General features: G+C 53.6%; 28 protein-coding genes. 11 read left to right on the top strand and 17 right to left on the bottom strand.

What is annotated here, in order from left to right; genetic code table 11:
• Positions 1-66: 66 nt before the first annotated feature.
• From QMP16_RS22585 to QMP16_RS22565, 5 genes are all read right to left on the bottom strand, one after another.
• Positions 67-1,059 (bottom strand): NAD(P)H-dependent flavin oxidoreductase, encoded by a 993-nt coding sequence (locus QMP16_RS22585; protein ID WP_282154239.1) that lies wholly within the window; start codon positions 1,057-1,059, stop codon positions 67-69.
• A gap of 49 nt (positions 1,060-1,108) precedes the next feature.
• A complete protein-coding gene (locus tag QMP16_RS22580; protein WP_282154238.1) occupies positions 1,109-1,975 on the bottom strand; it encodes an NAD(P)-binding domain-containing protein in 867 nt (288 codons plus the stop codon).
• Positions 1,976-2,068: 93 nt separating this feature from the next.
• A complete protein-coding gene (locus QMP16_RS22575) occupies positions 2,069-2,296 on the bottom strand; it encodes a hypothetical protein (protein WP_282154237.1) in 228 nt (75 codons plus the stop codon).
• A complete protein-coding gene (locus QMP16_RS22570) occupies positions 2,265-3,959 on the bottom strand; it encodes an adenylate/guanylate cyclase domain-containing protein (RefSeq protein WP_282154236.1) in 1,695 nt (564 codons plus the stop codon). Before QMP16_RS22570 ends, QMP16_RS22575 begins: the two co-directional genes overlap by 32 nt.
• Complete coding sequence (locus QMP16_RS22565) at positions 3,956-4,354, bottom strand: GFA family protein (protein ID WP_282154251.1); 399 nt, start codon at positions 4,352-4,354, stop codon at positions 3,956-3,958. Before QMP16_RS22565 ends, QMP16_RS22570 begins: the two co-directional genes overlap by 4 nt.
• A gap of 297 nt (positions 4,355-4,651) precedes the next feature.
• Between QMP16_RS22565 and QMP16_RS22560 the strand changes: the two genes are divergently transcribed.
• Complete coding sequence (locus QMP16_RS22560; protein ID WP_282154235.1) at positions 4,652-5,149, top strand: DUF6714 family protein; 498 nt, start codon at positions 4,652-4,654, stop codon at positions 5,147-5,149.
• A gap of 385 nt (positions 5,150-5,534) precedes the next feature.
• Here QMP16_RS22560 and QMP16_RS22555 read toward each other — a convergent pair whose 3' ends face one another.
• Entirely contained in the window at positions 5,535-6,368 is an 834-nt protein-coding gene (locus QMP16_RS22555; RefSeq protein WP_282154234.1) for an alpha/beta hydrolase family esterase, read from the bottom strand.
• Positions 6,369-6,696: 328 nt separating this feature from the next.
• Positions 6,697-7,131 carry a hypothetical protein gene (locus QMP16_RS22550; protein ID WP_282154233.1) on the bottom strand — a complete coding sequence of 145 codons (435 nt, stop codon included), beginning with the start codon at positions 7,129-7,131 and terminating at the stop codon, positions 6,697-6,699.
• A gap of 346 nt (positions 7,132-7,477) precedes the next feature.
• Between QMP16_RS22550 and QMP16_RS22545 the strand changes: the two genes are divergently transcribed.
• Entirely contained in the window at positions 7,478-8,389 is a 912-nt protein-coding gene (locus tag QMP16_RS22545) for a homocysteine S-methyltransferase family protein (RefSeq protein WP_282154232.1), read from the top strand.
• Positions 8,390-9,478: 1,089 nt separating this feature from the next.
• Here QMP16_RS22545 and QMP16_RS22540 read toward each other — a convergent pair.
• Entirely contained in the window at positions 9,479-9,907 is a 429-nt protein-coding gene (locus QMP16_RS22540; RefSeq protein ID WP_282154231.1) for a hypothetical protein, read from the bottom strand.
• Positions 9,908-10,012: 105 nt separating this feature from the next.
• On the opposite strand from QMP16_RS22540, the gene QMP16_RS22535 reads away from it, so the two are divergent.
• The gene (locus QMP16_RS22535; protein WP_282154230.1) at positions 10,013-10,777 is read left to right on the top strand and encodes a helix-turn-helix domain-containing protein; all 765 of its coding nucleotides are present in this window, start codon (positions 10,013-10,015) and stop codon (positions 10,775-10,777) included.
• A 255-nt stretch (positions 10,778-11,032) separates the two neighbouring features.
• Here QMP16_RS22535 and QMP16_RS22530 read toward each other — a convergent pair whose 3' ends face one another.
• From QMP16_RS22530 to QMP16_RS22515, 4 genes are all read right to left on the bottom strand, one after another.
• Entirely contained in the window at positions 11,033-11,293 is a 261-nt protein-coding gene (locus QMP16_RS22530; RefSeq protein ID WP_282154229.1) for a hypothetical protein, read from the bottom strand.
• Positions 11,290-11,811, bottom strand: a complete 522-nt coding sequence (locus QMP16_RS22525) for a hypothetical protein (protein ID WP_282154228.1) — start codon at positions 11,809-11,811, stop codon at positions 11,290-11,292. The genes QMP16_RS22530 and QMP16_RS22525 overlap by 4 nt, the downstream gene beginning before the upstream one ends.
• A 706-nt stretch (positions 11,812-12,517) precedes the next feature.
• Positions 12,518-12,871 (bottom strand): hypothetical protein, encoded by a 354-nt coding sequence (locus tag QMP16_RS22520; RefSeq protein WP_176865328.1) that lies wholly within the window; start codon positions 12,869-12,871, stop codon positions 12,518-12,520.
• A 59-nt stretch (positions 12,872-12,930) separates the two neighbouring features.
• Complete coding sequence (locus QMP16_RS22515; protein ID WP_282121187.1) at positions 12,931-13,182, bottom strand: hypothetical protein; 252 nt, start codon at positions 13,180-13,182, stop codon at positions 12,931-12,933.
• 222 nt (positions 13,183-13,404) lie between these two features.
• Between QMP16_RS22515 and QMP16_RS22510 the strand changes: the two genes are divergently transcribed.
• Together QMP16_RS22510 and QMP16_RS22505 are read left to right on the top strand one after the other, a co-directional pair.
• Positions 13,405-13,944, top strand: a complete 540-nt coding sequence (locus tag QMP16_RS22510) for a hypothetical protein (protein WP_282154227.1) — start codon at positions 13,405-13,407, stop codon at positions 13,942-13,944.
• Positions 13,945-14,116: 172 nt separating this feature from the next.
• Positions 14,117-14,317 carry a hypothetical protein gene (locus QMP16_RS22505; protein ID WP_113789405.1) on the top strand — a complete coding sequence of 67 codons (201 nt, stop codon included), beginning with the start codon at positions 14,117-14,119 and terminating at the stop codon, positions 14,315-14,317.
• A 54-nt stretch (positions 14,318-14,371) separates the two neighbouring features.
• On the opposite strand, the gene QMP16_RS22500 is transcribed toward QMP16_RS22505, so the two are convergent.
• On the bottom strand, positions 14,372-15,103 hold the full coding sequence (locus QMP16_RS22500) for a Crp/Fnr family transcriptional regulator (RefSeq protein ID WP_282121189.1): 732 nt from the start codon (positions 15,101-15,103) through the stop codon (positions 14,372-14,374).
• A 155-nt stretch (positions 15,104-15,258) separates the two neighbouring features.
• Here QMP16_RS22500 and QMP16_RS22495 point away from each other — a divergent pair, with 155 nt between their 5' ends.
• Complete coding sequence (locus QMP16_RS22495; protein WP_282154226.1) at positions 15,259-15,495, top strand: hypothetical protein; 237 nt, start codon at positions 15,259-15,261, stop codon at positions 15,493-15,495.
• Between the two features lie 17 nt (positions 15,496-15,512).
• Complete coding sequence (locus QMP16_RS22490; protein WP_282121191.1) at positions 15,513-15,902, top strand: fatty acid desaturase; 390 nt, start codon at positions 15,513-15,515, stop codon at positions 15,900-15,902.
• Between the two features lie 78 nt (positions 15,903-15,980).
• Here QMP16_RS22490 and QMP16_RS22485 read toward each other — a convergent pair whose 3' ends face one another.
• The 4 genes from QMP16_RS22485 to QMP16_RS23715 all read right to left on the bottom strand — a co-directional run bounded on the left by QMP16_RS22485 (position 15,981) and on the right by QMP16_RS23715 (position 19,020).
• Entirely contained in the window at positions 15,981-16,112 is a 132-nt protein-coding gene (locus QMP16_RS22485; RefSeq protein ID WP_268952749.1) for a hypothetical protein, read from the bottom strand.
• 98 nt (positions 16,113-16,210) lie between these two features.
• Positions 16,211-17,833, bottom strand: coding sequence for a chaperonin GroEL (gene groL / locus QMP16_RS22480; RefSeq protein WP_282154225.1), 1,623 nt, complete (start codon positions 17,831-17,833; stop codon positions 16,211-16,213).
• Positions 17,834-18,574: 741 nt separating this feature from the next.
• Positions 18,575-18,856 carry a DDE-type integrase/transposase/recombinase gene (locus QMP16_RS23720; RefSeq protein ID WP_432653432.1) on the bottom strand — a complete coding sequence of 94 codons (282 nt, stop codon included), beginning with the start codon at positions 18,854-18,856 and terminating at the stop codon, positions 18,575-18,577.
• A gap of 29 nt (positions 18,857-18,885) precedes the next feature.
• Positions 18,886-19,020 (bottom strand): hypothetical protein, encoded by a 135-nt coding sequence (locus QMP16_RS23715; protein WP_366140806.1) that lies wholly within the window; start codon positions 19,018-19,020, stop codon positions 18,886-18,888.
• 219 nt (positions 19,021-19,239) lie between these two features.
• On the opposite strand from QMP16_RS23715, the gene QMP16_RS22470 reads away from it, so the two are divergent.
• The 4 genes from QMP16_RS22470 (at position 19,240) to QMP16_RS22455 (ending at position 23,040) form a co-directional block, all read left to right on the top strand.
• Positions 19,240-20,478 (top strand): cyclopropane-fatty-acyl-phospholipid synthase family protein, encoded by a 1,239-nt coding sequence (locus QMP16_RS22470; RefSeq protein ID WP_282154223.1) that lies wholly within the window; start codon positions 19,240-19,242, stop codon positions 20,476-20,478.
• A gap of 55 nt (positions 20,479-20,533) precedes the next feature.
• A complete protein-coding gene (locus tag QMP16_RS22465; protein ID WP_282154250.1) occupies positions 20,534-21,097 on the top strand; it encodes an adenylate/guanylate cyclase domain-containing protein in 564 nt (187 codons plus the stop codon).
• 378 nt (positions 21,098-21,475) lie between these two features.
• Positions 21,476-22,072, top strand: a complete 597-nt coding sequence (locus tag QMP16_RS22460; RefSeq protein ID WP_282154222.1) for a DUF6088 family protein — start codon at positions 21,476-21,478, stop codon at positions 22,070-22,072.
• Positions 22,073-22,074: 2 nt separating this feature from the next.
• The gene (locus tag QMP16_RS22455; RefSeq protein WP_282154221.1) at positions 22,075-23,040 is read left to right on the top strand and encodes a nucleotidyl transferase AbiEii/AbiGii toxin family protein; all 966 of its coding nucleotides are present in this window, start codon (positions 22,075-22,077) and stop codon (positions 23,038-23,040) included.
• The last annotated feature ends 56 nt before the right edge of the window (positions 23,041-23,096 follow it).

Genomic DNA, 23,096 nt, shown 5'->3' with positions numbered 1-23,096 from the left:
TTGTGGGCGATTCCGCTATTCGCGGGACATTCGGTCAATGTCCGCCATAAGGGGCAACGTTTTTCTTTATTGGTGAAGACTGCGTTCCAATGCCTCCTTCGCCTCGATAACGATTTCTCGCACAATATCTCCAGCGGGTTGAACTTTCCTAACCATTGAAACGCCTTGGCCTGCCCACATTGAGATGGCTTCAACATCGCCCGTTAAATCCGCACTGGGCGTCTTGGATTGATATCGTAAAACATCGCCTTTCTTTTTAGAGAATGCCACAACGTCGCCTTCTCCGGGTCTTTGGCCGCTTTTCGGGCGGCCTGCATTCTCCCACATTTGGGTTGTGCTGTTTTTCAAGACCCTGTGAGGTGCATTGGGCCAGTCGATGTTGAATAAGTTGTCAAAATAGGCCGTGTCATTCTCAGACGCGTCTAAGAGGTGTGACAAGTAGTCTGTATGAACATACGCCTCAGAAGCTGCAAGAAATCTCGTTCCCACCCATACTGCCGAAGCACCGAGCGATAGCGCCGCCGCCAATCCACGCCCGTCTGCAATTCCACCGGCTGCCACGACCGGCACATGACCAACCGCATCAACAATCGCTGGAATGAGCGCCATGCTCCCGACGGTTCCACGGACGTGACCTCCGGCTTCCCATCCCTGAGCACAAATCGCATCAGCGCCAAGGTCTGCTACTGCCTTTGCATCAGCTGCATCACCAGCGGTGTAAATGACTTTGGCGCCTCCAGACTTTGCGTGGGCGAGCATATCCCCAGGCGCTTTCCAAAAAATAGAAATGACCTCGACGCCTTCCTCCAGGCATATGTCGAGATGCTCAATGCTCGGGAAATCCATGTTCAGGTTCACACCGAATGGCTTGTCAGTGAGTTTCTTTATGTTGCGCACCGATTTTCGAAGCTCGTTTGCGTCAATGTGCCAAAGAGGCGCCAAACCGAGCCCTCCAGCATTGCTGACTGCAGCAACCAAGGCGTCGGAGACAACCCCGGCCATGGGTGCCAAAACCACTGGGTAGTCAATGCCAAATGTTCGGCAAAATTCCGTTCGCATAAGTTGTTCTCTCTGAATTTAGGTGTTTGATTACAGTATTGTTGTCGCTTCAGCGCTTTCTGAGGATTTTGATAACGGCCGCAGTCTCCTGGCTTCCAAAACCAGCGTCCTGCGCTCGCCTAACCCACTCATGCATCAGCGTCGGGAGTTCGCTGTTAATACCCATAGAAATAGCGTGATCGTACAATCCAGTAACCGCCTCGCCTGCGACATCGACTGATGCTCCACCTCCTGAAATCTTGTCGAATGAACCTGCGTGGATCGTTTCGGTCAGCGGAATTGCTCTGTCCCCGGGCGGCAGTATGGAGGTGAACTCTGACACAGGCACTCCTTCAGCCTCGCATACCAATGCGCCGTGAATGCTCCCAAAGATAATACCAAGAAGGCGCGAGAGAAACGCAAGTTCCAAGGTCGCAGCAGAACGCACATTTGAACCCAGATAGCGCATGTCGCCAGCGAGTACATTGAGATCAACATCGCATTTTGAAAATGCGGTACTATCCCCAGCGACCGCGATCCGCCCCGATGGCTTTCCAATATTTCCGGGCCAACACATAATGGTGCCATCAAGGTAACTGGCGCCCCACTCATTGAATTGCGCTTTACTGTCCTCGGATTCCTGCGGGGATGATGTGCCGAGCTGAATAATATTACGTCCGGCAACTGCTTTCGAAACTATTGGAGTTTCAAAGAGAGCATTTGTCGTTGAGTAGTTGAGAAGGCAGATCACCGTTTTTGGACTTGCAGATATAGCTTCACTCAAATCAGAGGCTCCCTGTGCGCCTCTTTCCTGCAACGGCATCATTTTGTGTGGTGAACGGTTCCAGACGGTCACGTTACGCCCCGCATCCATGAGCGCGGTTGCCAATGCCGATCCCATGGCTCCCAACCCCACCACCGTAATATCAGTTTTCATAAAAGACCCCCCAACATGGCATTTGGGTTTTAGAACCCATGCAAGCGAACGATAACACGTATCGTGAATGGTGGGTCTTTTTCTGAAGCTCCGTTACAGGATCATCCTGGGCCTTGGGTTCCCGTAGGTTGGTAAAAAAGTGTCCCCCGCCATCCGCGCGATGCTGCGCAGTTCCTCTTCGCTGGCATGAGCACGGGACGCGATCTGAATGCCGTCGTTCAAAGCGGCAACAAAACGAGCGAGTTCGCTCAGCGTGCGCTCTCTGTCGAGTTCTCTCTTGCCTGAGCTTCTATTCAGGCAGCCCCACTGCACGAAGCCCATCCAGGATTGCGTCCCACCGTGTGGGATCCTGAAAATGGAAACTGCGCAGGCCGCTAATCCGGAAGTCCGGATCTGATGCCAATAGGGCATCCCGCGCCCTTTCTCCTTGATCAGATAGACCAGCCTGACCAGCCGCGCTGGCAAGATACAATTGAGCGACTGGTAATCCCGGCGAGTTTTGCAGCGCTCGATTGGCGTTGGCGATGGCATTCTCGAAATCACCCATAATCAGATAGGTCTGGGCTAACGCTTGTGGGACACGGTGATATATCCGGTTCTTGGCCAGAGAAAACGAGCCCTTTTTGATAGACTTCAGCGCAAGCTCTGGTTGGCCCATCAAGTTCTGGATCCAGCCAAGTACCATATGCCCCTGGGCAAACTGCGGACTGATTTCGAACCCACGTTCAACACACCGCACCGCTGCATCCAAATCGCCGGTAATACCGTAATGAAAAATCCCCCGGATCAGGTGCACGTAGTCGCTTTGGTCATTCAACGACACCGCCTTGCTCAACCCGGCGTCGGCCGCTTCGATATCCTCCGTGCGTATCGGACGGTAACCCCATACCAATTCGCCGATCAACGTGTTCGCCTTCATCCCAACGGCCATAAAATTGCGTGGCTGGACCGTCAGGATCCTGTCCAGCAGACGTCCCGCCGCCTCCCATTCTTCAGGCTGCGATCCCATCATGTAATGCCCTGCAAGGTTCAGCATTGCCTCAGGATCGTTTGTCTCTGTCTCAGCCGCGCGCTCAGCAATTCGTTGCAGAATCCCGTATCGGATGGTTGTCGCGATTTCCCCTGACAACAGATCTTCTGCCAAGAAGGGGTCGGAAAGATCACCGTTCATCCGCTGGGTCAGATAGGTTGCCGATGTACCCGTCTCGCGCAGCTTAAGGGTGGCGCGGACCTGATTGCCGGAGGCATGAAACACCGCCGTGGCGATATGGTCCGGGCCCGCCTCGAGTGCGATCAGATCCAACCCTGTAAGATTGGCAAGCGCCGCCTCTACCGTGTGATTGCAAGCTTCGGCCAGCATCTTGGCATCGTCATTGTTGCCAAGGGTTTCGAATGCGGCGAGGGCTATCGTTGGTTTTTTGGATGTAACCCCGATGGACGGCGTGGTGACACTGTTCAATGCACCGCCATGGTCGGGAGGCCAGACAAAGGCGCGGATCGGGCGCGAGATGTTCTTCAGCGTCAACTCGCCCACATCCGTGAACAGCCCGTCCATTACGCCAACGATCTGGTCACGGACGGCAGCGGAGATGCAGATCCCGCCGGTCGGGGCTGCGCCTTCTAAGCGAGCCGCGAGATTCACACCGTCGCCATAAATGTCGCCGTCATCGACAACCACGTCGCCCAGATGAACGCCCATGCGGTAACTGATCTGCCGATCTTGAGGCACGGATTCTTCCTCTGCGCGCATCGCTTCTTGTGCCGAAATCGCGAACCGCACCGCTTCCACCACGCTTGAAAACTCGGCCAGAAATCCATCGCCGGTCGACTTAATGATCTTACCCCCAGCCTGCTCGATGCCGGGGTCGAGCACGGATAGGCGCAGTTCTTTCTGACGCGCGAGCGTGGCTTCCTCGGCGGATTCCACAAGCAGCGAAAAGCCTACAATGTCGGCTGCCAAGATCGAAGTGAGTTTGCGTTTCACCCTTGGGCTCGCGGGTTCAATGGAATCCAACCGGTTTTGTCCGGTTCGGGCACAACGACCCCATCCCCACCAAACGATGTCGGAACCGTCTTCCACTTCGGCAGGCCATCGGCCATGTCGAAAACACGTTCGCCATAGAAGATGTGAAAGGTCGGCTCAAAGCTCAAATCGGATTCGGCCAGCGACATCGCGTAAACCGCGACGATGTCCTTACCAGGTTTGATATTCACCAATGCACCACCGCATTTACCACAGGAAACACGATGGCTCTCATCATTCTTGTCCGATTGAACCGTCGGCCCTGACAATGAGACCTTGTCTGCCGACCAGAGACACCAAGCATTGACCGGCGCTGAATGCCACTTTCTACAAGAGTGGCAATGACAATAAGCCATGATCATCGGCTTACCGGTGGTAGAAACACTACATGCGCCGCAGTAGCAGATTCCTTGGTAGGTTTCAGAAACGCCGCTCATCATCTTTTTCCCAAATCGATCAAGGGCGCTCTTTGTAACACACTAGGGACACCCGACTTCCTCAATACATTTCTACACATACATCCCTATTGTGCTGCCCCAAAGTGGCTTCTTCATCTCCGCTGCTGAACTTCGAACGATATCCTGAAAGAGCCTTTGTCCGGTGTCCATCGCAATCACTCGATTTCGGGGTTTCAGCCAGTTTAATATGTCACCATGCCAAAGGTAGCGACAACAACCGAAGATCTTGCAACCCGGATCATTGCTGCATTTGACGGCCTTGATCCACCTGCTGATGGTGAACTTCTTCACCCCGAATGTATGGATGACGTGGATATTCTTGAATTCTACGGCGGGGTCAAATGGCACGAGATGACCGATCAAATGATCATATACAATTACGCTGCCCCCACGGCTTTCAGCGCCAAAGCCTTTCAGTACTACTTGCCCGCATATCTGATTTGGACGCTGCTAAATTCAGACAGCCGGGAATATGCCAGTGAAAGCATCCTACTTGCACTCGACCCCGGCACATCGAAAGAAATGCTGCATGAGTTCAGGAAGTCCAAGTTCAACCAATTGACGCCTGCACAGAAAGAGGCCGTGTTGAGGTTTCTGTACTTTTTCAGCGACCATCCTGATCTCGGTGAATTTGCGGAATCCGCTTTGGTCAATTACTGGATTGACCAGGGCGTGCGGTCGCCGGGTCGATGATTTTTACGTATTTGATGTGGCTCTTCGCAACTCTGTTCGTCGTAACCGGTTTACCGTTGGCATGGACTGAGGATGAGCAATGGCAACGACTATGGGGGGATCCAGTGCGCTGTCACTTACCCTTTTTTGCTATATCGATTGCAGCGGATAGTTTGCTTAGAGGCCAGATAAGAATTCATTTTTCGATTATCCACTGCTCCAGCCAACCGCGTTTGTGCTTCAGCGCAATCGCATTGGTGTTCGCTGCCGGTACCGGTGCCATCATTGCTGCTATCTGGGCAGTTTTCTTTAAGGATTGGTAAGATTTGCCCAGCACGGAGTGACTTCAGAACCAATGGGCCGATTTAGACTGAATGAATACGACCATTGCGATTTCGTTGTTTCGTCAGTTTTCCAGGCTTTCGAACCAGTCGAGCGCCATCGTGCCCCATTCTTTTGGGTAGCCGTGCCCACCGTCGTGCAAAAAGAGTTCAAGACTACCGTGTTCGCATTCCCACCGTTTGCGCCAAAGATTGGCCGTCACTTCGTTTTCTGTCGCGTTGTGTTGGCATTCGTTTCTTCGGCGCCACAACGCAAGACCCTCCCAGACATCGGCCTGGGTAATGGTGATATCGAACTCTTCATTGTGTATTGATCTGCCCTCAAGCGGCACAACCTTGTCAGCAAAACCGTGAGTATGAAGCATATGAACGGGGCCAAGACACTCCTCGGTCATGGGAAGCCAGAAGCCACCGGACGCAGGGGCATAGCCACGCACCAGGTCAGGCGCGAGGCACGCAACTTCCCACACCATGGAACCACCTCGTGAGAACCCTGTCAGCAGCACCTGGTCCGGGTTTACGTTTGCACGGGTCACGAGATCCGCCAGCACGTCACGGAGAAACCTGACATCAGAGCGGGGATAGGTAATCCACCCATCCCTAACCGACCAGTCAGCAGGTTTTCCTTCCAGCCATGGCAATGCGGTCGGTGCCACAAACGCATAACCCCGCGCGGTGAATGCTTCGACGAACTGCTTGTTTTTAAGTACCTTTGCTCCGGACCCGCCATAACCATGCAAGTGCATCACGACCGGCCCGCCCCGCCATTCATCTGGTAGGGCGATGTGGTATTCACCGGTGTCTATTTTGCAGGGATTGGATACTTCGCCGCAATCAAGCGCAAAGGCCTGCCCCGAAATCAGAAACATGGACAATGCGATTGTTACCTTTTCGAGCATATCTGGGTCCCTCCCGATGTCTGACCGTACCATATTACGGAAAGGGCTTTTTTGAGACGGCGGTGGTGCAGAATTCAACTTTGCTGAGCAGCCTCACCTGACTGATCCAAAAAGATTGTTAGTGCATCAGCGGCTTTTACTCCATTGAGATGATGGTTTGAGTTGCTGGCGGACGATACACGAACTCACATTTCGCGGGACTAAGCGGACGTACGCCGCACTAAGGCAAGTGATCCCGGAAGGATTGAGACCTAGTTGCAAAAGCCACTTAAGACCAATTTAGTTCGAGACCAATCGAAACTGGACAGATACTAGATCCGCTGCCGTCTTAGTCCGGGATTTCCACGGTTCCGACAATATGAGTTCGCCTCAGGGGCAGCGCTTGGTATGCTGAGGCGATATCTGTTGTCGCTATGCCGCTGCCAGTCATTCCTTCGTAGCGCCCCGTCCCGGTGACGATTTCCCAAGTGTTTGCCTCGCCTTTTTCCCCGGCCTTCCATCGCATGATAAAAGTGTCATCACCTTCACCGAAAACGCATATTCCATTGATTGAGTTGGTGCCGTCTTCAAATCCAAATCCAGAACCCAAACATCTGGCAGGCCCATCATCCATTGGACCCTCAATTACTTCGAAACCACCCCGATTGTCTGTTAGGTGAAAAATGTGATCCCCAAGGTCAAAGTTCTCTTGATTTAGAGGGTAGACATTGTTGATTTCGATGCGTTGCTCGTCAGCACTGGCGGGAACACCGAGTGTCGCCAAAAGCAGGCTAATCCGTAGGACTCTCATCTGGTTCTCCAAAGAATGCCACTCATCTTAAGGGCCTTCAAAGCATTTACAATCAGCAATAACTCTGCGGACCCACCACTAATGTTGTACGGGGTTACGCGGTTCCAGCCAATTGATGGCGGACCAAATCGGGCATCGGCAAGGGCTTGATGACGCTGCGGTGCAGCCCGCAGAAAAAGAATTTCGCTGCGGTTGCCAGTTGCCCGGCCAGATGAGGTCATGCTCAGGGAAGACACCCTGTCGTCGCCCTAAGGTTCACAGGAGACCCAAGACAATATAGATTTCTATGAAGATTTGACAGCAATAGGCGTGGATCAGAATGGCGCGACAGTTCCCACTCGAAGGTGACAAGACCTTTCTAGTTTATGCTGGCACTGGCACAGACCTGATATTTAATCATGGGGTTGAGCTACCCGGTTTCGCGTCGTTTCCATTGCTGGAAGAACCTGACACCAGGGCAATACTGGCTGGTCAAATGCAGGCACTTGTCGATCTCGCCGGTGAAATGAGTGTCGGATGCATCCTTGATGCGCCCACATGGATGGCGAACGCCGACCGAGCAGGGCCCTTGGGGTACGATGCAGAACGGCTCGTTGAGGTGAACAAGGATGCGGTCAGTCTAGTCGAGGGCGTGCGCCAAGCTGCCACTCGCGATGATGTACTGGTGTCAGCATGTATTGGCCCGCGTTATGATCCTTACGCCAACATTCCGCCGGTACCCGTCGAAGATGCACGTCAATACCACGCCGCTCAAATGCACAGCCTGAAAGACACAAGTGTCGACCTGGTCACCGCTTATACATTCAACCGCCCAAGCGAGGCAGCGGGATGCATCCTCGCCGCCCGAGACGCTGATCTGCCGATCATCATGTCTCTGGTTGTTGAGACAGACGGGTGCCTGGCAGATGGAACCAAACTTGTGGACGGAATTGACCATATCGACGGGGCAACCGACGCAGCGGCGCTGTTTTTTATGGTCAACTGCGCTCATCCTACCCATTTCGCCGGAGCGCTTGGCAACCACCCACGACTTAGAGGCATGGTGGCGAACGCTTCGAGCTGCTCGCATGCGGAACTTGACGAAGCAGATGAACTGGACGAAGGCGATCCAATTGAGCTTGGTAAACAGATTGCCGCGATTGCGCAGCAGAATCCATCGATTCAAGTATTTGGAGGATGCTGCGGTACCGACATGCGCCACCTGAAATCGATGGCCGGCGAATTGGCGTAATCAACTTGGTACAATCTGAGCGATAACGCTGATATCTAAGGTGATACCGTGATTTTTTTCCGCAACTTGTTGGGAGGCGGCCCATTCCTGCCCATCACTGATTGGTCAATATGCTGCGCTTGAGCCCGCACAGCCGCCGTTCGCTGCGAACGCAGAGTTCGCGAAATGACAAATGCCGCCGCCGTCGCCACTGGTTGCAAATAGAACAATACGTAGGTTTATTCCCAACGCTTGTGAGCTGGCTATCCGGCGGAATTCGACCAATACATGTATGGGTTGTTGAATTGAAATCACTCGTCTGGTAGCACACGGAGTTGGAAACCCTGATACAGGAGAGATCAGATATGATGAATTGTCAGACTTCAATGCTTCGCGCGGTAGTCGCAGTAGCCCGTTAAAGCGGTCTGACAGGTTTCCGATCTGAAGGCCGCCTCGTGAGCGGCCTTTTTTGTGTTTTCCTCATGTGGCGGCTTTCCATCATTTCATGGAGAGAACAATGCCAAGCTTATCACTTTACATTCCAATCAGCCGGTCGCGTGGCCTCTTACTGCGGCTAGCGGCAATCTTCGCCCATCGACCCAGCGTGGAACGGCCTGTTCTGCGCGGAAGAGCCGAGTTGCCGGCTCACCTGAGAAAGGACGTCGGCCTTCCGCCGGAGGTTGAACACCCACCTCCCTCGCATTACCGGTTCCCCTTTTAACGAACCGACCAAGCAAGGGCATTAAGCTGCCCTTGCTCTTGACTATTACGCCGTGTGCGGAGTGATGCGTATCCTCATTCCGCGCGATAAATGAACCCTGTTGCATACAGTTCCTTTTGACGTGTGTTCAAGGCCGCCAGAGAGATCATTTCACACTCGTCCTGCAACTTGCGAAGACCAAGCCGGCTGGTCCGAAGAAAAGCTGGCCAAACTGGAAGAGGAAGTCCTGTCCATTCATGAACGGCTCAGGCCAAGTGTCGAAAGCGGCAGCGCCGTCGAGAACACCAGCATGTCCGATGTAAAAAACTGCCGTTGAAGTCGCATCGACCTACGAAGGTTTTCTGGAAAAGCCAGTCCTTCTTTTCAAACCCAATAAATTCCACTTCACGTCATGATGTTGCGTGTTTGCTTGCCGTGCCGGGTCGGCAAGACAACAGGATCAGGACCAGAAAGGACAGGTTTAGTACGACGTTGAAGGGCGCCCCTACCAAAATGGAGCCTGAACTGTCGACGCAAAACCAGGACCATGCCGTAATCTGAGCGGTCTTGGTCGCGGCCACCGCCGATACCGGGGCAACGTATGTTCCCAGCGCCCATTGCATTCCTCCCAAGCCAACCGTCAGGCCTCCAGTGATCACCAGCAGTAAAGGCGACGGAACCATCAGTTCCGCGGGAACATCGTGAATTGGCCAATACGCGATTTGCAGAAAGATATACGCAACGGGATGAAGAAACTGAAACGCGGCCAGCGCAAAAAGCGCCCCGGTTGCAGCAAGAACACCGCCTGAAATTCGCATTGCTGATTGTTGTTGGGTCATGAGCTTCTCCTTTCGATATGCGCCCTTCATGCAGCTTGCGGCGGACGCAAATCAATTACCTCGGAGGTAGGTGAATTCTGTTAGGACCCTTGCTAAACTCAGGTCATGACACCCTATCCCGGCATGCTGAAAGAGTGGCGAAAGCGACGCAGGATGAGCCAGCTGGACCTTGCAGTCGAAGCCGAGGTCAGTGCGCGACATATCTCATTTCTTGAAACCGGGCGGTCCCGGCCGAGCCCGGACATGATCCTTCATCTGTCCGAGGTCATGAACCTTCCGGTCGACACTCGAAATCAGATGATGCGCGCCGAAGGATTCGCGCCGCGTTTTGCGGCAACTCCGATTGATGACGCGGCGATGTCGCCCATTCGGGACGCGGTCGAATGGACTCTGCAGCAACATGCGCCTTACCCTGGAATGGTGTTGGACCGGCTCTGGACGGTTGTAATGCTCAACAGCGGTGCCCAAAAGCTGTTCAAGCCACTGGGGATCGGCGAGGGGCAAAGCCTGCTGGATCTGCTGACCAGCCCGTTGATGCCTGAGCTTGTCGAAAACTGGCCCGAGGTCGCGCATCACACGATGTTGCGGCTGCGCGCTGAAAGCGCCAACGCAGGCGGCATACCCGCACTGGACGCCGCAGCGCGCACGTTGTCGCAACAGGGGCACGCCCGAAGTGACGCGGTGATCGGGCCGACAATTTCTACGATCTACCGCTTTGGTGGTCAGCGGCTTTCCCTGTTTGGAACCATTGCGCAATTCAGCACGGTCACGGATGTCACGCTGGACGATTTGAAGATTGAGCTGTTTTTTCCGGCCGACGACCAAAGTGCCAAATTTCTGCGTGATCTTGCCCACGTGGCTGCCAATTAGATGGTGGTTTGACTAGAGCCCACCACGTCCCGGCGAACCCCGTTCATTCCTGACCTTGGAAGGGTTCCTGCCATTGCGGCCCAAACCTGCCATTCATCGGGTCAGGACACGCCGCAACGCAGCTTCATCATACCGGCCATTCGCTGCGCGGGCGAGACCCGTGCGTTGTGATAGGTCGGCACCGCGGACGCAGAGAGCTTTCGCATTATCTCGGACAACAACGGCAGGCAGCCCTAAAAACAAACAAGGGATCTGTCACGACCGGCCACCAGAGCGGCGACCTTGACTGACGCCTTCCGGCACGGCCGCGCGCCAAGCAGAGGTGGCCTTGCAGCGGGAACAGATGCGTTCGCCAAAACCTTCGCTCCAGAAAGAGGATTTGCAGCGCAAGCAGAACCGTTCCTTGGGCGCATCTGCAAGCGCACGCTTTGGCGGGTCCGAGACGATGAATTCCTTCTTCTTTTGCATCAGTTCCTCGCTTTCCATTGACTCAGGCATTCGCTTCTTCAACTTCATTCAGGTACAAGCGAAGTGGCCTGTTGGCATGGCATCCCTTCATTTTCGGCGTTCTGAATTTCAGAGCTGTCCTGCGAAAAAACTTGCGGGGTCTCGTCTTTGGGACTTTGGTTAACGAGATCGATATTCTCCCGCGTTGTCCGCGATCCCGAGTAAAGATGGCGCAATTGGGCCTCAGATACCCCGTCGGCCTGCATCACAAGCTGCACCATTGGGTCTGCCAGCATTTCTTCCAGAAAAACATCAGACAGCTCTCTTCCTGAAAGCTTGTCCTTCGCGCGGGCATTGTCGAGATCAATTAATGAAACGGTTAGGCTCCGGGTTAATCCCGGATGGGAAATGCGTGGATGCAGGTGGACAACAACCGAGGCCTTCCAAGCTTCAGGGTCTTGGTGATCCGGAGGCGAGGCGAGTTCGGTCTCGATTTCATACTCGCCGGCGGGGAGCGTTTCTGCAAAACCGGGCACTGTGAATGGCCAGTCGAAAACTGCGATGGTCTTGCTGAATTGGTCATCCATTGCGGTGGTCCTTTCGATTAAGGGCCAGGTAGGGCTCGCCAGCCCGTTCCGGCGCGACTCTCGGGGTTTTTCGAGATTGGCTGAACCGGTCTTTGCCGCCCTGATTGTCGGTTTCCTTATTCGACGGTTCAGCAGGACGGCAGACCTAATAGCCAGGTCATTGAAAGACTTGATCCCAATCGATTTCGGATTTTCCACTGAGACCTCGGTGCGTCGGTCAGACCCGAAAATTCGCACGTAGCCTATCAGTATATGGGGTTTGAAGGGCCGATTTACTACGGCGCGTTGCCAAGCAAATCAGCACATGACGCTCGGTATCGGACCGCGGAGCGCTATTTGAGAAGTTACAACAACTTCAAATTTAGGCAGGCTTCGCTATCCCCGTTAGTTTTGGCAAGTTTTCCTTGCATAGTCGAATTCTCGCGACATCCGGCGCGTTTATTGCCCCCATAAGAGCGTTGTAGTTCATGCCTATTTTCATTTCGCGCCTGACGGGCCCGGTGAGTTTGGCTGAGCCGGTGTGATCGCTTGTTGCGCCGCGGTAGATTGTACCTGAGGGAAATTTCAGACTGCTTGCATCGGTATCCCACTTTCTAACATCAAGGGTCGAACAGGTTCCATGGTCGCTTTCCAGTTGCAATACAAACATCCCACTTACCGTAGCAAACCAGTGTGAATTGACGAGGGCGGCCTTGACGCAATCATATTAAGATGCATCAAGGTTCAGCCCTTCTATGCACGCTTTGGCGAGATCGCGGTTCGGAGAATCGGAACCAGGCATGGTTGCCCAACCCGCATCCATCACGGCGTCGCGTCGCTTGTACGACGTGGCAGCCTGGATCGTTGCGAGCTTTGCTAAACGCTGATTGTCCGTGCGGGACATGTCGTGGCAAATTGGCACGAGCGCCGCGATCACCTGGTCCCGCGCCATTTCACTTGCCAACTTGTTCGCGCTTCCGCCAGTCATCCAGCCGCCCCAAGAAAATCCAACGACGCCGACAAACACCGCGCCGAGCAGCGCGCCATACATACCAGGTTTCAGCCATTCAGGATTGGTCATATCAAGTCCTCCAGCGGAGAAAGCGCCGCTTCGCTATGTTGAATTGTTTCACAACGGGCCTAGTCGCAGGCAATGGCGTGCTCCAGATCCTTTTGTGTTGTCATGTGCATCGTTGTTTGACCGACATGACTCCCTCGACCCCTGACCATCAGGTAGGTCGCGGTGCGTCGGTAAGCCTCAAAGCTGACGCCTTGCAGCAACTCCTCCTCGAAGAGAATTTCATACGCACCAGCCGGAAACACGATGTCGCTGTTTCCCAACCTGAAGGCATTGGTGAACGTCACCTTTGACCTGATCGAACGCGTGAGCATCCCATACCTCCGTTGAATTGATCGCTGGATTTCCGGCACCGACCATGGTCGGCCGCATCAGTCCAGATGCCCCGTCAAGTCACAGCACTTAGGGCTACATTATTCCCAACCCACGGGCTTTATGCTGATCGAAGTTAGTACCCATCAGGTTCTTTACTGTCAGGATGTGTGCAACTACCTCACCCCCGACAATCGGGGCTAGAAGGTGGCGCATCCTGGCAGATGCAAGTCATTGCGCCTTACAGCAATCAAGCAATATTGAATGCAGTATCCAACGCGTTGATCGGTATCTTTGTCCCAACGATTTTTGTCAAGCGCCGCTCCCCCAGTCCGAAAGGAAAAATCATGTCTGTATCAGATGTTCTTCGCCCGGACGGCTCCGACTACGACCCTTTCCTGCTTGCAGAAGTGGGTGAAGACAAAACCGGTGCAACAGTCACGGTTTTGTCAGCCCTTGCGCGTCTCGGGCTCGAGCCTTGGACCGAGGCTCGTGAGCTTACACTTCTGGGCCGAGATGCAGCGCATGCCCGGCTGAAAGCACATCTTTCAACAGTCAGAGATGTACCCACGCTTGATCATGCGAGCGGCAGTGTGGCGACAAAGTTGGTGGCCTTGTTACCTAAGCGGGTGTCGCATCGCGTTTCGAAATTGCCCGAGACAATAAAGTATACCGGCCCCCGGATCCCGATCTATTGGATGCTGATTTCACTCATGGGCGCTCTGATACTTGCGCGGATCTTTTATCTGGCTCAAGCGGGCTAACCTGCGTCAGTACGAAGGCGCTCTGAAACCCGTTAGGTGACATGTGTCCGCTGTGTATTTGGTTGGCATTTTTTTTGAGTACCTGAGGGGCGCGGGGAACATGGAGCTCCCCAATAGGGCTGTATGAGTCTCGTGCTTCTTATTCTCGGACCGTCCAGGAAAGGACATTCCAATGAATGATGAAGACCAGAGTCAGGAAAACCACACCGTCAAGCACATGGCCTCCGTCAAGGCCGCCTGGGACAAAGCGCCTGAAGGCCCCAAAAAGGCGACGGCATTGAAACACTATCAGGCCGCTGAAAGTGCCCACGAAGCAGAAAATGACGAAGAGGCTCACAAGGAACTCAAGGAAGCCAGTCGGGCGCTGATGTAACGTCACGCGTTGGAGATGTAAGCAGGATCGTCCAAAACCAGATTGTGGGCCCAATCAGGCCAGAAGCGGCCGCTTCTGATCCAGATACGCTGGATCGAAATCCGCCAGTTTAACCAGACCCTCATAGTTATTGAACGTCACAAACCCATCCCTAAATGTAACCAACTCGTCCTCCCTGAGTTTGCGCAGGACGCGGTTGACGTGAATGGCGCTCAATCCCAGTGCATCGGCAAGATGGTACTGTGTGAGCGGGCAGGCATAGCCTTTCTTGCTGCCCATCCCCACAAGCGACAGCCTGACTCCAAGTTCCAGTAGGAAATGTGCCATGCGCGCATCCGCATCACGCCGCCCAAGCCCGACAAGATGTTCGACAACCATCGCTTCGTCGCGTGACACGGCCCATAAAATTGCAGTGGCAAGCCGAGGTGTCTCTGCGAAGGCTTGCAAAAGATCACTCACCAGAACCTCGGCGGCTTCGATTTCAACAATCGGCTCAATGCCATGGTCTGACGTGTGCAGCAAAACGCTGCGTAGCCCAAGGAAATCCCCTGGAATCTGGAAATCGACGATTTGGCGTGATCCGTCAGGCTGAATCTTATATGAAACAACCCAGCCTGCGGCGAGGATATAGGCAGCCTGTTCCGATTGTCCCTGATGAACAAGATCACGGCCAGCCTCAAAGGTTCTCCTCCGCTGGTGCAATTGTTCCAAAACGGCCAGTTCCGCCTCTGCCAAGGCAACAAATGCCGAGAGTTTCTGTGTTAGTGGGCTGGTGTTGGTGTTCATCGTTGGATTTCCCCGAGCCTGCAAAGACTCTACGAAGAATTTGGTATTGAGGCTACTTTCGATCAGTCCAAAATACCAAAACTCATGTGACAATAGAAAAACCATCACCACCTCGCCTGGTCACGAATCCAATGACTTTAAAAGGAATGACCCCAATGTCAGACCACCAAGATCCCGCAGGCATGGCTGCACTCTCGATCTGCGAGGCTCTTCTACTTGCCTTAAACGATCTCAATCTTCTTCAGGAACGTGAGATCGTCGGGGTTTTGCGCGATGCTGCCGTGACCCACGAGTGTGCCAATGGTTCGGAATTTGAGCTAGAAACCCATTCGGCAGTCGCCAAATTAATCAACGAGATTATTGTCAGCGGTAACTTCTCGCGCCGATCTTAGATCACGCGGCCTGGTACTTGTACGTCCTGTTGTTCGTGTTTCTGCCGACCATGCTCCTCGCTGCAATTGCTGGCATGTGGTTCTTTTACCTGCAGCACCAGTTCGAGGATACCAGTTGGCAGCGGGAAAATGATTGGAGCATTCAGGATGCGGCGCTTGAAGGCAGTTCACACTATGCACTGCCCGGAATGCTGAGCTGGATCGCCCGGAAAGTCGGAGTTCACCATGTTCATCATCTGGCCAGCCGCATCCCGTTCTATCGTCTTCCGGAAGTCCTTCGAGGTCATGACGTCCTTGCCAACACCCGGCGCATCACTCTCCGCGATAGCTTGCGCTTCACAAGCCTCGCGCTCTGGGACGAAACCGAACGCATCGTTATAGTGAGTTATGAATCAATCCGGGTATAGATCAGAAACTTCGGAAACCAAATTGCGAATCCTGCACGCTCCGCCTTGGTTGCAATCTTCGTCCTGCGACTAAGAAAATTACTTTTTCTTACTCCCTATCTTGACCGGCTTCTGACCCTTTGAGAAGTCGGCCGTCGCCACGATTTTTTCCTTTGCTTTCTTTGGCTTTTTAACTTCGCGGTTGCCGCGCCTCTTGTCACCTTTCGACATCTGAGTTCCTTTCAGGTTGGTTTCTCTCAATACGTTTGCATGTTACAGATCGACCGACTGCATTGAGGTGGTCCCGTCGTTGGGTCAAAAGACCTGCGTCACGCCCTCAAGGGTCCCAAATCTGATGCAGTTCCAGACCTGTTGGGTTTTTGTGCGACCATCGCCTCGGTTGTGATCAGAAGGCTTGCAATCGACGCCGCATCTTCCAGAGCAACCCGGACAACTTTGGTGGGGTCAATGATCCCCGCTGTCAGCATGTCGACATAAGTTTCCGTTTGAGCGTCGAACCCGAAGGATGGGTTTTCGCTTTCGATGATCTTTGCCGCGACGACCGATCCGTCCACGCCGGCATTTTCGACAATCTGGCGCAGCGGTGCCTGGATTGATCGCCGGACGATCCTGATGCCGGCATCCTGGTCGGAGTTGGCACCTTTAAGGGTCGCAAGCGCTTTGTCTGAATGGAGCAGCGCAACACCACCGCCTGGAACAACACCTTCCTGAACCGCCGCGCGAGTGGCGTTCAACGCGTCGTCAACCCGGTCTTTGCGTTCCGTTACCTCAATCTCCGTGGCCCCTCCGACCCGGATGATGGCGACCCCGCCTGTCAGTTTAGCAAGACGACTCTGCAGCTTTTTCCGTTCGTAGTCGGACGTCGTATCTTCGATTTGGGAGCGAATCTGGGCGACCCGTGAAGTGATTGCTGATTTGTCGCCAGCGCCATCAATGACGGTCGTATCATCCTTTGAGATGACGACTTTCTTTGCGGCACCGAGCATGTCCAGCGTGACGGTTTCAAGCTTGGTCCCCAAATCGGTCGAGATCACTTGACCGCCCGTCAGGATCGCGAGATCCTCCAGCATCTCCCTGCGGTTATCCCCAAACCCAGGCGCCTTCACAGCGGCAACTTTCAATCCGCCGCGAAGCTTGTTGACCACAAGCATGGCCAGCGCATCGCCCTCCACGTCCTCGGCAACAACCAGAAGCTGCTTTTCGGCTTCCATTACTGCTTCGAGCAACGGCACCATGTCGGCAAGAGACGACAACTTGCTCTCGTGGAACAGGATAACGCAGTCTTCCAGCTCTACGCTCATCTTGACCAGATTTGTTATGAAATATGGGCTAAGGTAACCGCGATCGAAATTCATACCTTCGACCACTTCGGTTTCGGTGTCCAATCCCCTGCTCTCTTCAACCGTGATTACGCCTTCAGTGCCGACCGCAGCCATCGCATGGGCGATCTGACGGCCAATCGCTACATCTCCGTTGGCGGAGATGGCCCCTACTTTCGCAATTTCAGCACTGTCGCCAACCGGTCGGGACAGGTCCTTGATCTTTGCGACGACGACCCTGACGGCTTGTTCAATACCTCGCTTCAGATCCATCGGGTTCATGCCAGCGGCAACGGCCTTCATCCCTTCCTTGACGATCGCCTGAGCCAGAACGGTAGCAGTGGTTGTGCCGTCGCCAGCCTCTTCGTTGGTGCGGGACGCGACTTCCTTCACCATCTGGGCTCCCATGTTTTCAAAGTGATCCGGAAGCTCGAATTCTTTGGCAACAGTAACGCCATCCTTGGTGATACGCGGGGCACCGTGGGATCTGTCCAAAATGACGTTACGACCTTTTGGACCAAGAGTGATCCTGACGGTGTTCGCCAGCATGTTGATCCCTGTTAGCATTCGGCTGCGCGCATCAGCACTGAATTTGACGTCTTTGGCGGACATGTCGGGAACTCCCTGAGACAAGGATTGGATGATGGTCTGCCGCGTCGGAAAAGACCGACTGGTCCATGGTCTTTTCGTCTTCGTCGAAAAGGCGACGTCGAGTGAATGGCCTCGAAGCGCTCTTTGTTAAGGTTTGCCGAGCAGAACAGCACTGGACGGAGGCGTGCTGATCGGGCGAGTTTAATTCGGGCGGGAGCGGTGGCGGTTTCTTTTTCGGATCCACTTCAAAGGTCGGGGAGCCAAACCACTACCGCGCGGTGTCACAAAAATCGAACCGTGTTTTTGGTGACTATGATCGCGTTAATCAAATCAGCAACGGCCTGATGGCGTTTTGTTTCCAATCCTATTGTTGGAGCGTTTTCGTGAGCCGTCGCCGCGGCGCGTAATACCCTCGTGACATGGCGTTCCGGAAGCAATTAAAGGAGAGCGACGGTGCCTCACTGGTCGAGAGTGCCGCCATTCCTGCAAACTCTGTTGGGTCAGACATCATGGGCCGTTCCTGTTGCGTGAATTCATCAGGACCAAAATTGGGCCCGATGAATTCAACCATCGTTGCAGAATTTTCTGCATGTTGGACTGATTGAAAGCAGCTTCACGGCGAATTTTCTCATGAAATTTTCGCCGCACTTGGATGACCCAATAAAAACAAGCGAAAACAGTCCTCTCACTCGAAAACTATCTGCATCCGTCGCTCTTTCGGGTGCTGAACGGTTGTGTTGCAAACTTTTAGAACGGCCAGAGTTAGCGACATGCTGGACACATTTGTCCAGCGATCACAGCAAACAACCGAAAGCCCGAAGTTGTAGCGCTAGAGAACTGCTTCATTCGGATCATATGGACGACTTCGATGCCATCCAGCTTAGCGGACGCGGATGCGAAGGGTTTGAACACACTCATGCGCCGAACACGCTGTATTATGAACTGATGTTCTTGCTCGATCAGATTATTCAGGAGTTTCGGCTTTATTGTCTGAACTTTAGCCGGGCAACCAATTCGCCTCAGGTTCCTGTTCACTTCTTGAATACCTGCTGCGTAGGCTCCGTTCTTATCGATTACGATTTGCCTGGGCTTCCGATTGACGACAACGCTTTGGCAAAGAACTTGGTTGCTGCGGGACCGTTCCATCGCTCAGGCAGCACGAAATCATGGGTGTTCCCTGCTTTGTCGACAGTTCGATAAAGGCGCATCCAATTGCCGCGAACACGCAATTAAGTCCAGTCCATGCGCCAGGAATTCAGCGCAGGGCGCCTTTTCAATTATGCTCGCGCGGCGATCATCGGAGAGTATTTGGGAACCTACCTATTCAATGTGGCATTATCTACGCGCATGACCGACCGATCTGCGCGCTTAAGCGGACATAACATGCTTCTTCAACTTGTGCGATTGCCATGGAGTGTAGTCTAATCGTGGAAGCATTGGAGGACGTCACATTGTGGGTGTCATTGCTTGACCGCCTTTTGACCAAGATCATACAAGAAGGTGAGCTTGCGGTGACTTGGCCGGATGGGCGTTGCAGCACCTATGGCCGCGGAAAAGGGCCCAGTTCGGCCATAACCCTTCACGACAAAGCGCTTCCGCGCAAATTGGTAATGAACGGCGATCTCGCCTTGGGCGAAGCCTATATGGATGAAACTCTCACAGTTTCGCAAAACGATTTACGCGGCTTTGTTTCGCTAATTGTGCGCAATGCAAACAACTATGGTGGTGGGCGTTACGGCACGTCGGTCACAGGGCTGCGCAAGTCACTTAGACGTATCGCACAGTATAATCCCGTTCATATCGCGCGCAGAAATGTCGAACATCATTATGACCTTTCCGCTGATCTCTATGAACTTTTTCTTGACCAGGACCTTCAATATACCTGCGCCTATTTCTCAGACCCGGGGCAAAGCATCGAAGAGGCACAGGAAGCAAAGAAGGCGCACATAGCCAAGAAGCTCTTAATCGAACCAGGAATGACAGTGATGGATATCGGCTGTGGTTGGGGCGGCATGTCAATTACCTTGGCGCGAGACTATGGAGCGAAGGTGGTTGGTGTGACCTTGTCCAAAGTGCAGTTGGAATATGCAAAAAGCAGAGCCGAAGCGGCAGGTGTCGGGAATATGGTGGAATTCCGCCTGATCGACTATCGGGACGTCAACGAAGAATTTGACCGTATCGTTGTGGTCGGAATGATGGAGCATGTTGGTCGGCCCCAATATCCAACTTTTTTTCGCAAGCTGCGTGAGAATCTGAAACCGGATGGCGTCGCATTGGTGCATACAATCGGTCGATCCACCCCACCCGGTCGAACGTCGCCATGGATTCACAAATACATTTTTCCCGGCGGATATGCACCATCAATGTCCGAAGCCATGAAGGAGATTGAAAAGCAGGACTTGGTGACCACAGATGTTGAAGTCTGGCGCGGGCACTACGCGCGAACGCTTCAATGTTGGCAGGAAAAGTTCGAGGCCAATCTGAAATCGATCCGCGACCTCTACGATGATCGGTTTCTGCGAATGTGGCGATACTATCTGATCGTATCCGAGATGGCCTTTTCGGAACAGGGCTTGGTTGTATTTCAGTTTCAGTTAAGCCGAGGTCAGATGGTTGTGCCTGTAACCAGGGATTATCTGAGCAAAACGTCTAATCACTCGGGTTGACGGTCGTGGGAGTCAGCGGTTCTAAGATTCGGCGAAGCAAGAGTCTGGCTTTGCCATCGGTGGCAAACGTGCAAACGCAACGGTTCTTTTTTGCGACATTCGCGGTTTCACAGCCCTTTCGGAAAACCTCGCGCCCGAGGCAACAATTGATCTGCTCAACACCTTCTACACGTTGATGTTCGAGGCGGTGACCAGCAATGGCGGCATTGTCAGCCTGATGCTGGGTGACGGGTTGATGGCTCTCTTCGGTGTTCCACAACCTCTGAACAATACTGCGCAATGTGCAGTAGCTGCGGGGCATGAAATGCATAGCATGATAGAGATGCTGAATCAGGACCGGCTCGCGGATGGAGAACGGAATCTCAGGATCGGGATCGGTATCGCCACAGGCGAAGTCGTCGCGGGCTATGCCGGCACTGACAACCGAGCGACCTATACCTGTATCGGATCCGCGGTAAATCTCGCAGCCCGATTGGAAGCGGAAACCCAGAACACCGGAAGCCGGATTTTGGTTGATCAAGAGACCCTGGATCTGCTCGACGGAGTTGATATTCAGGAGACATTTGGCGGAACCCAGATCAAGGGCTTCTCCGATCCATTGGACATTCACGCTTTGTGATCTTCCGACACGAGTATCGTTTCTCCGAAATCATTTCCTGAAAGATCGCTTACTACTAAACTCCCCGCCGTCGCAGCCAGTCAATTTGGATTCGCGAAAACGGGTCGGTTTTTTTGCGCCCGGCCATGGGCCTATTGCCACAGACAAAATCGGGCTTCATTCGATGCGGGGAGAACAGATGAAGCGAACTTTGATAGATCACTATCATCCGGGTCTTTTGAGCAGTTTGTCCGATTTAATGACCGCTTTGCAGTAGTGTAGCATTTTCTTTGCACCGCAGCGAACGACCGGTTTCCGCCCTACTTACAAAGTCACCTCGGTTTTCCCATAACTTGAAAGTCAGAAAAAAGTACTATATTTTCTGACAAGGAGAAAGCTATGATTACTTCATCGATCAGACAACGCATCATCGGAAAAGGCCGGGGGGCAATCTTTGCGCCACTGGACTTTCTGGATATCGGCTCCCGCGCAAGCGTGGATCAGGCATTGTCGCGTTTGGCGGATCAAGGGGTGATCCGGCGGTTGACGCGTGGGCTTTACGACTATCCAAGAAAGAGCGCCCGTTTAGGGCTGTTGTCTCCGTCTTCCGATGACATTGCCAAAGCGATTGCGCGTAAGGATAATCAGGTTCTACAGCCCTCCCCTGCCATGGCAGCCAACCAGTTGGGGCTGTCAACCCAGGTGCCGTCCAAGCCTATTTATATGACCGACGGCCCGACCCGCACCAAGACAGTTGGTCGCCAAGTCATCCAGTTCCGGAATGCATCATCCAAAACGCTAGTTGGTGCGGGCCAGAAAACCGGCACCGTATTTCAGGCGTTGCGCTATGTCGGCAAGAACCGGGTGGATAGCCGGGTTGTCGACACGCTGGCGCGCAATCTGGATAGCAAGGACCGGGAATTGCTCGCAAAACAAAGCAGGTATGTGCCGGCCTGGATGCACCCTGTAGTGCAGCAAATTGTGGCGCGGAACTGATCGTGGACCAGTTTGCCAACGATACTCCAGAGAACCGTGAGGAAGCGTTTCAGGAAACGGCTGCCCAGCTTGGCCTGTCCAAAGCAATCGTCGAGAAGGATTTCTGGGTCTGCTGGTCACTAAAACATCTATTCGCCCTGCCCTCTTTTGGCGCTCACTTGATCTTCAAAGGTGGGACATCGCTGTCCAAAGCCTACGACATCATCCATCGGTTCTCGGAAGACGTGGATCTGTCCCTCGACCGGGCGCAACTTGGGTTCGAGGGCGAACGTGACCCCGAGCACCCTGCCCTTTCCGGCAAAAAACAAAAGCAACTGTTGCAGGAGCTTCAGGATACGGTCACCAAAGTAGTCGCTGGTCCGCTTCTGAAAGAAACCAAAATCAAGTTTGGCGCCGCGCTGGACCAGGACTTTTCCCTGTCGGTCGATCCTGATGATCAACAAACCCTGCTCTTCGCTTACCCATCCAAGACAAATGCGACCAGTGGTTACATCCAACCGGTGGTGCGGTTCGAATTTGGCGCCCGTGGAGTTCACCTTCCAGCAGAGTCTCGCAGGATTTCGCCATATGTGAATCAGGCCTTTCCAGACCTGCTGAGCTCGGGCGACGTTGATGTGAAGGTCTTGGGCGTTGAGCGCACATTTTGGGAAAAAGCAACGATCCTGCATATGCTCTATCATCAGGACGTCACCAAACCTCTGGCTGACCGCATGTCGCGCCATTATTATGATATGGTCCAGTTGATCACACACGAGACCCATCCTCGCGCTATCGAACAGATCGACTTGCTAGATCAGGTTGCACACCATAAATCCGTCTTCTTCAAAGCGGCCTGGGCCAACTACGAGCATGCCAAGCCCGGATCTTTAAGATTGCTACCAAATCCTGAGCTGAAAGCTGCGCTGCGCCGGGACTATGCCGGAATGCAGGAGATGATAATCGGTGACGGCTCTGTTGCAAACTTTTGAGCATGGCGAGCTAATTCAGCGATCGCATCGGTGTTAACCGGCTAGTTCGGCGAATT

The organism is Ruegeria atlantica, assembly GCF_947495585.1.
In the GTDB taxonomy this organism is placed as follows: domain Bacteria; phylum Pseudomonadota; class Alphaproteobacteria; order Rhodobacterales; family Rhodobacteraceae; genus Ruegeria; species Ruegeria atlantica_G.
Note: the sequence above shows the minus strand (reverse complement) of the source record. Positions and strands in the feature narration are given on the sequence as shown.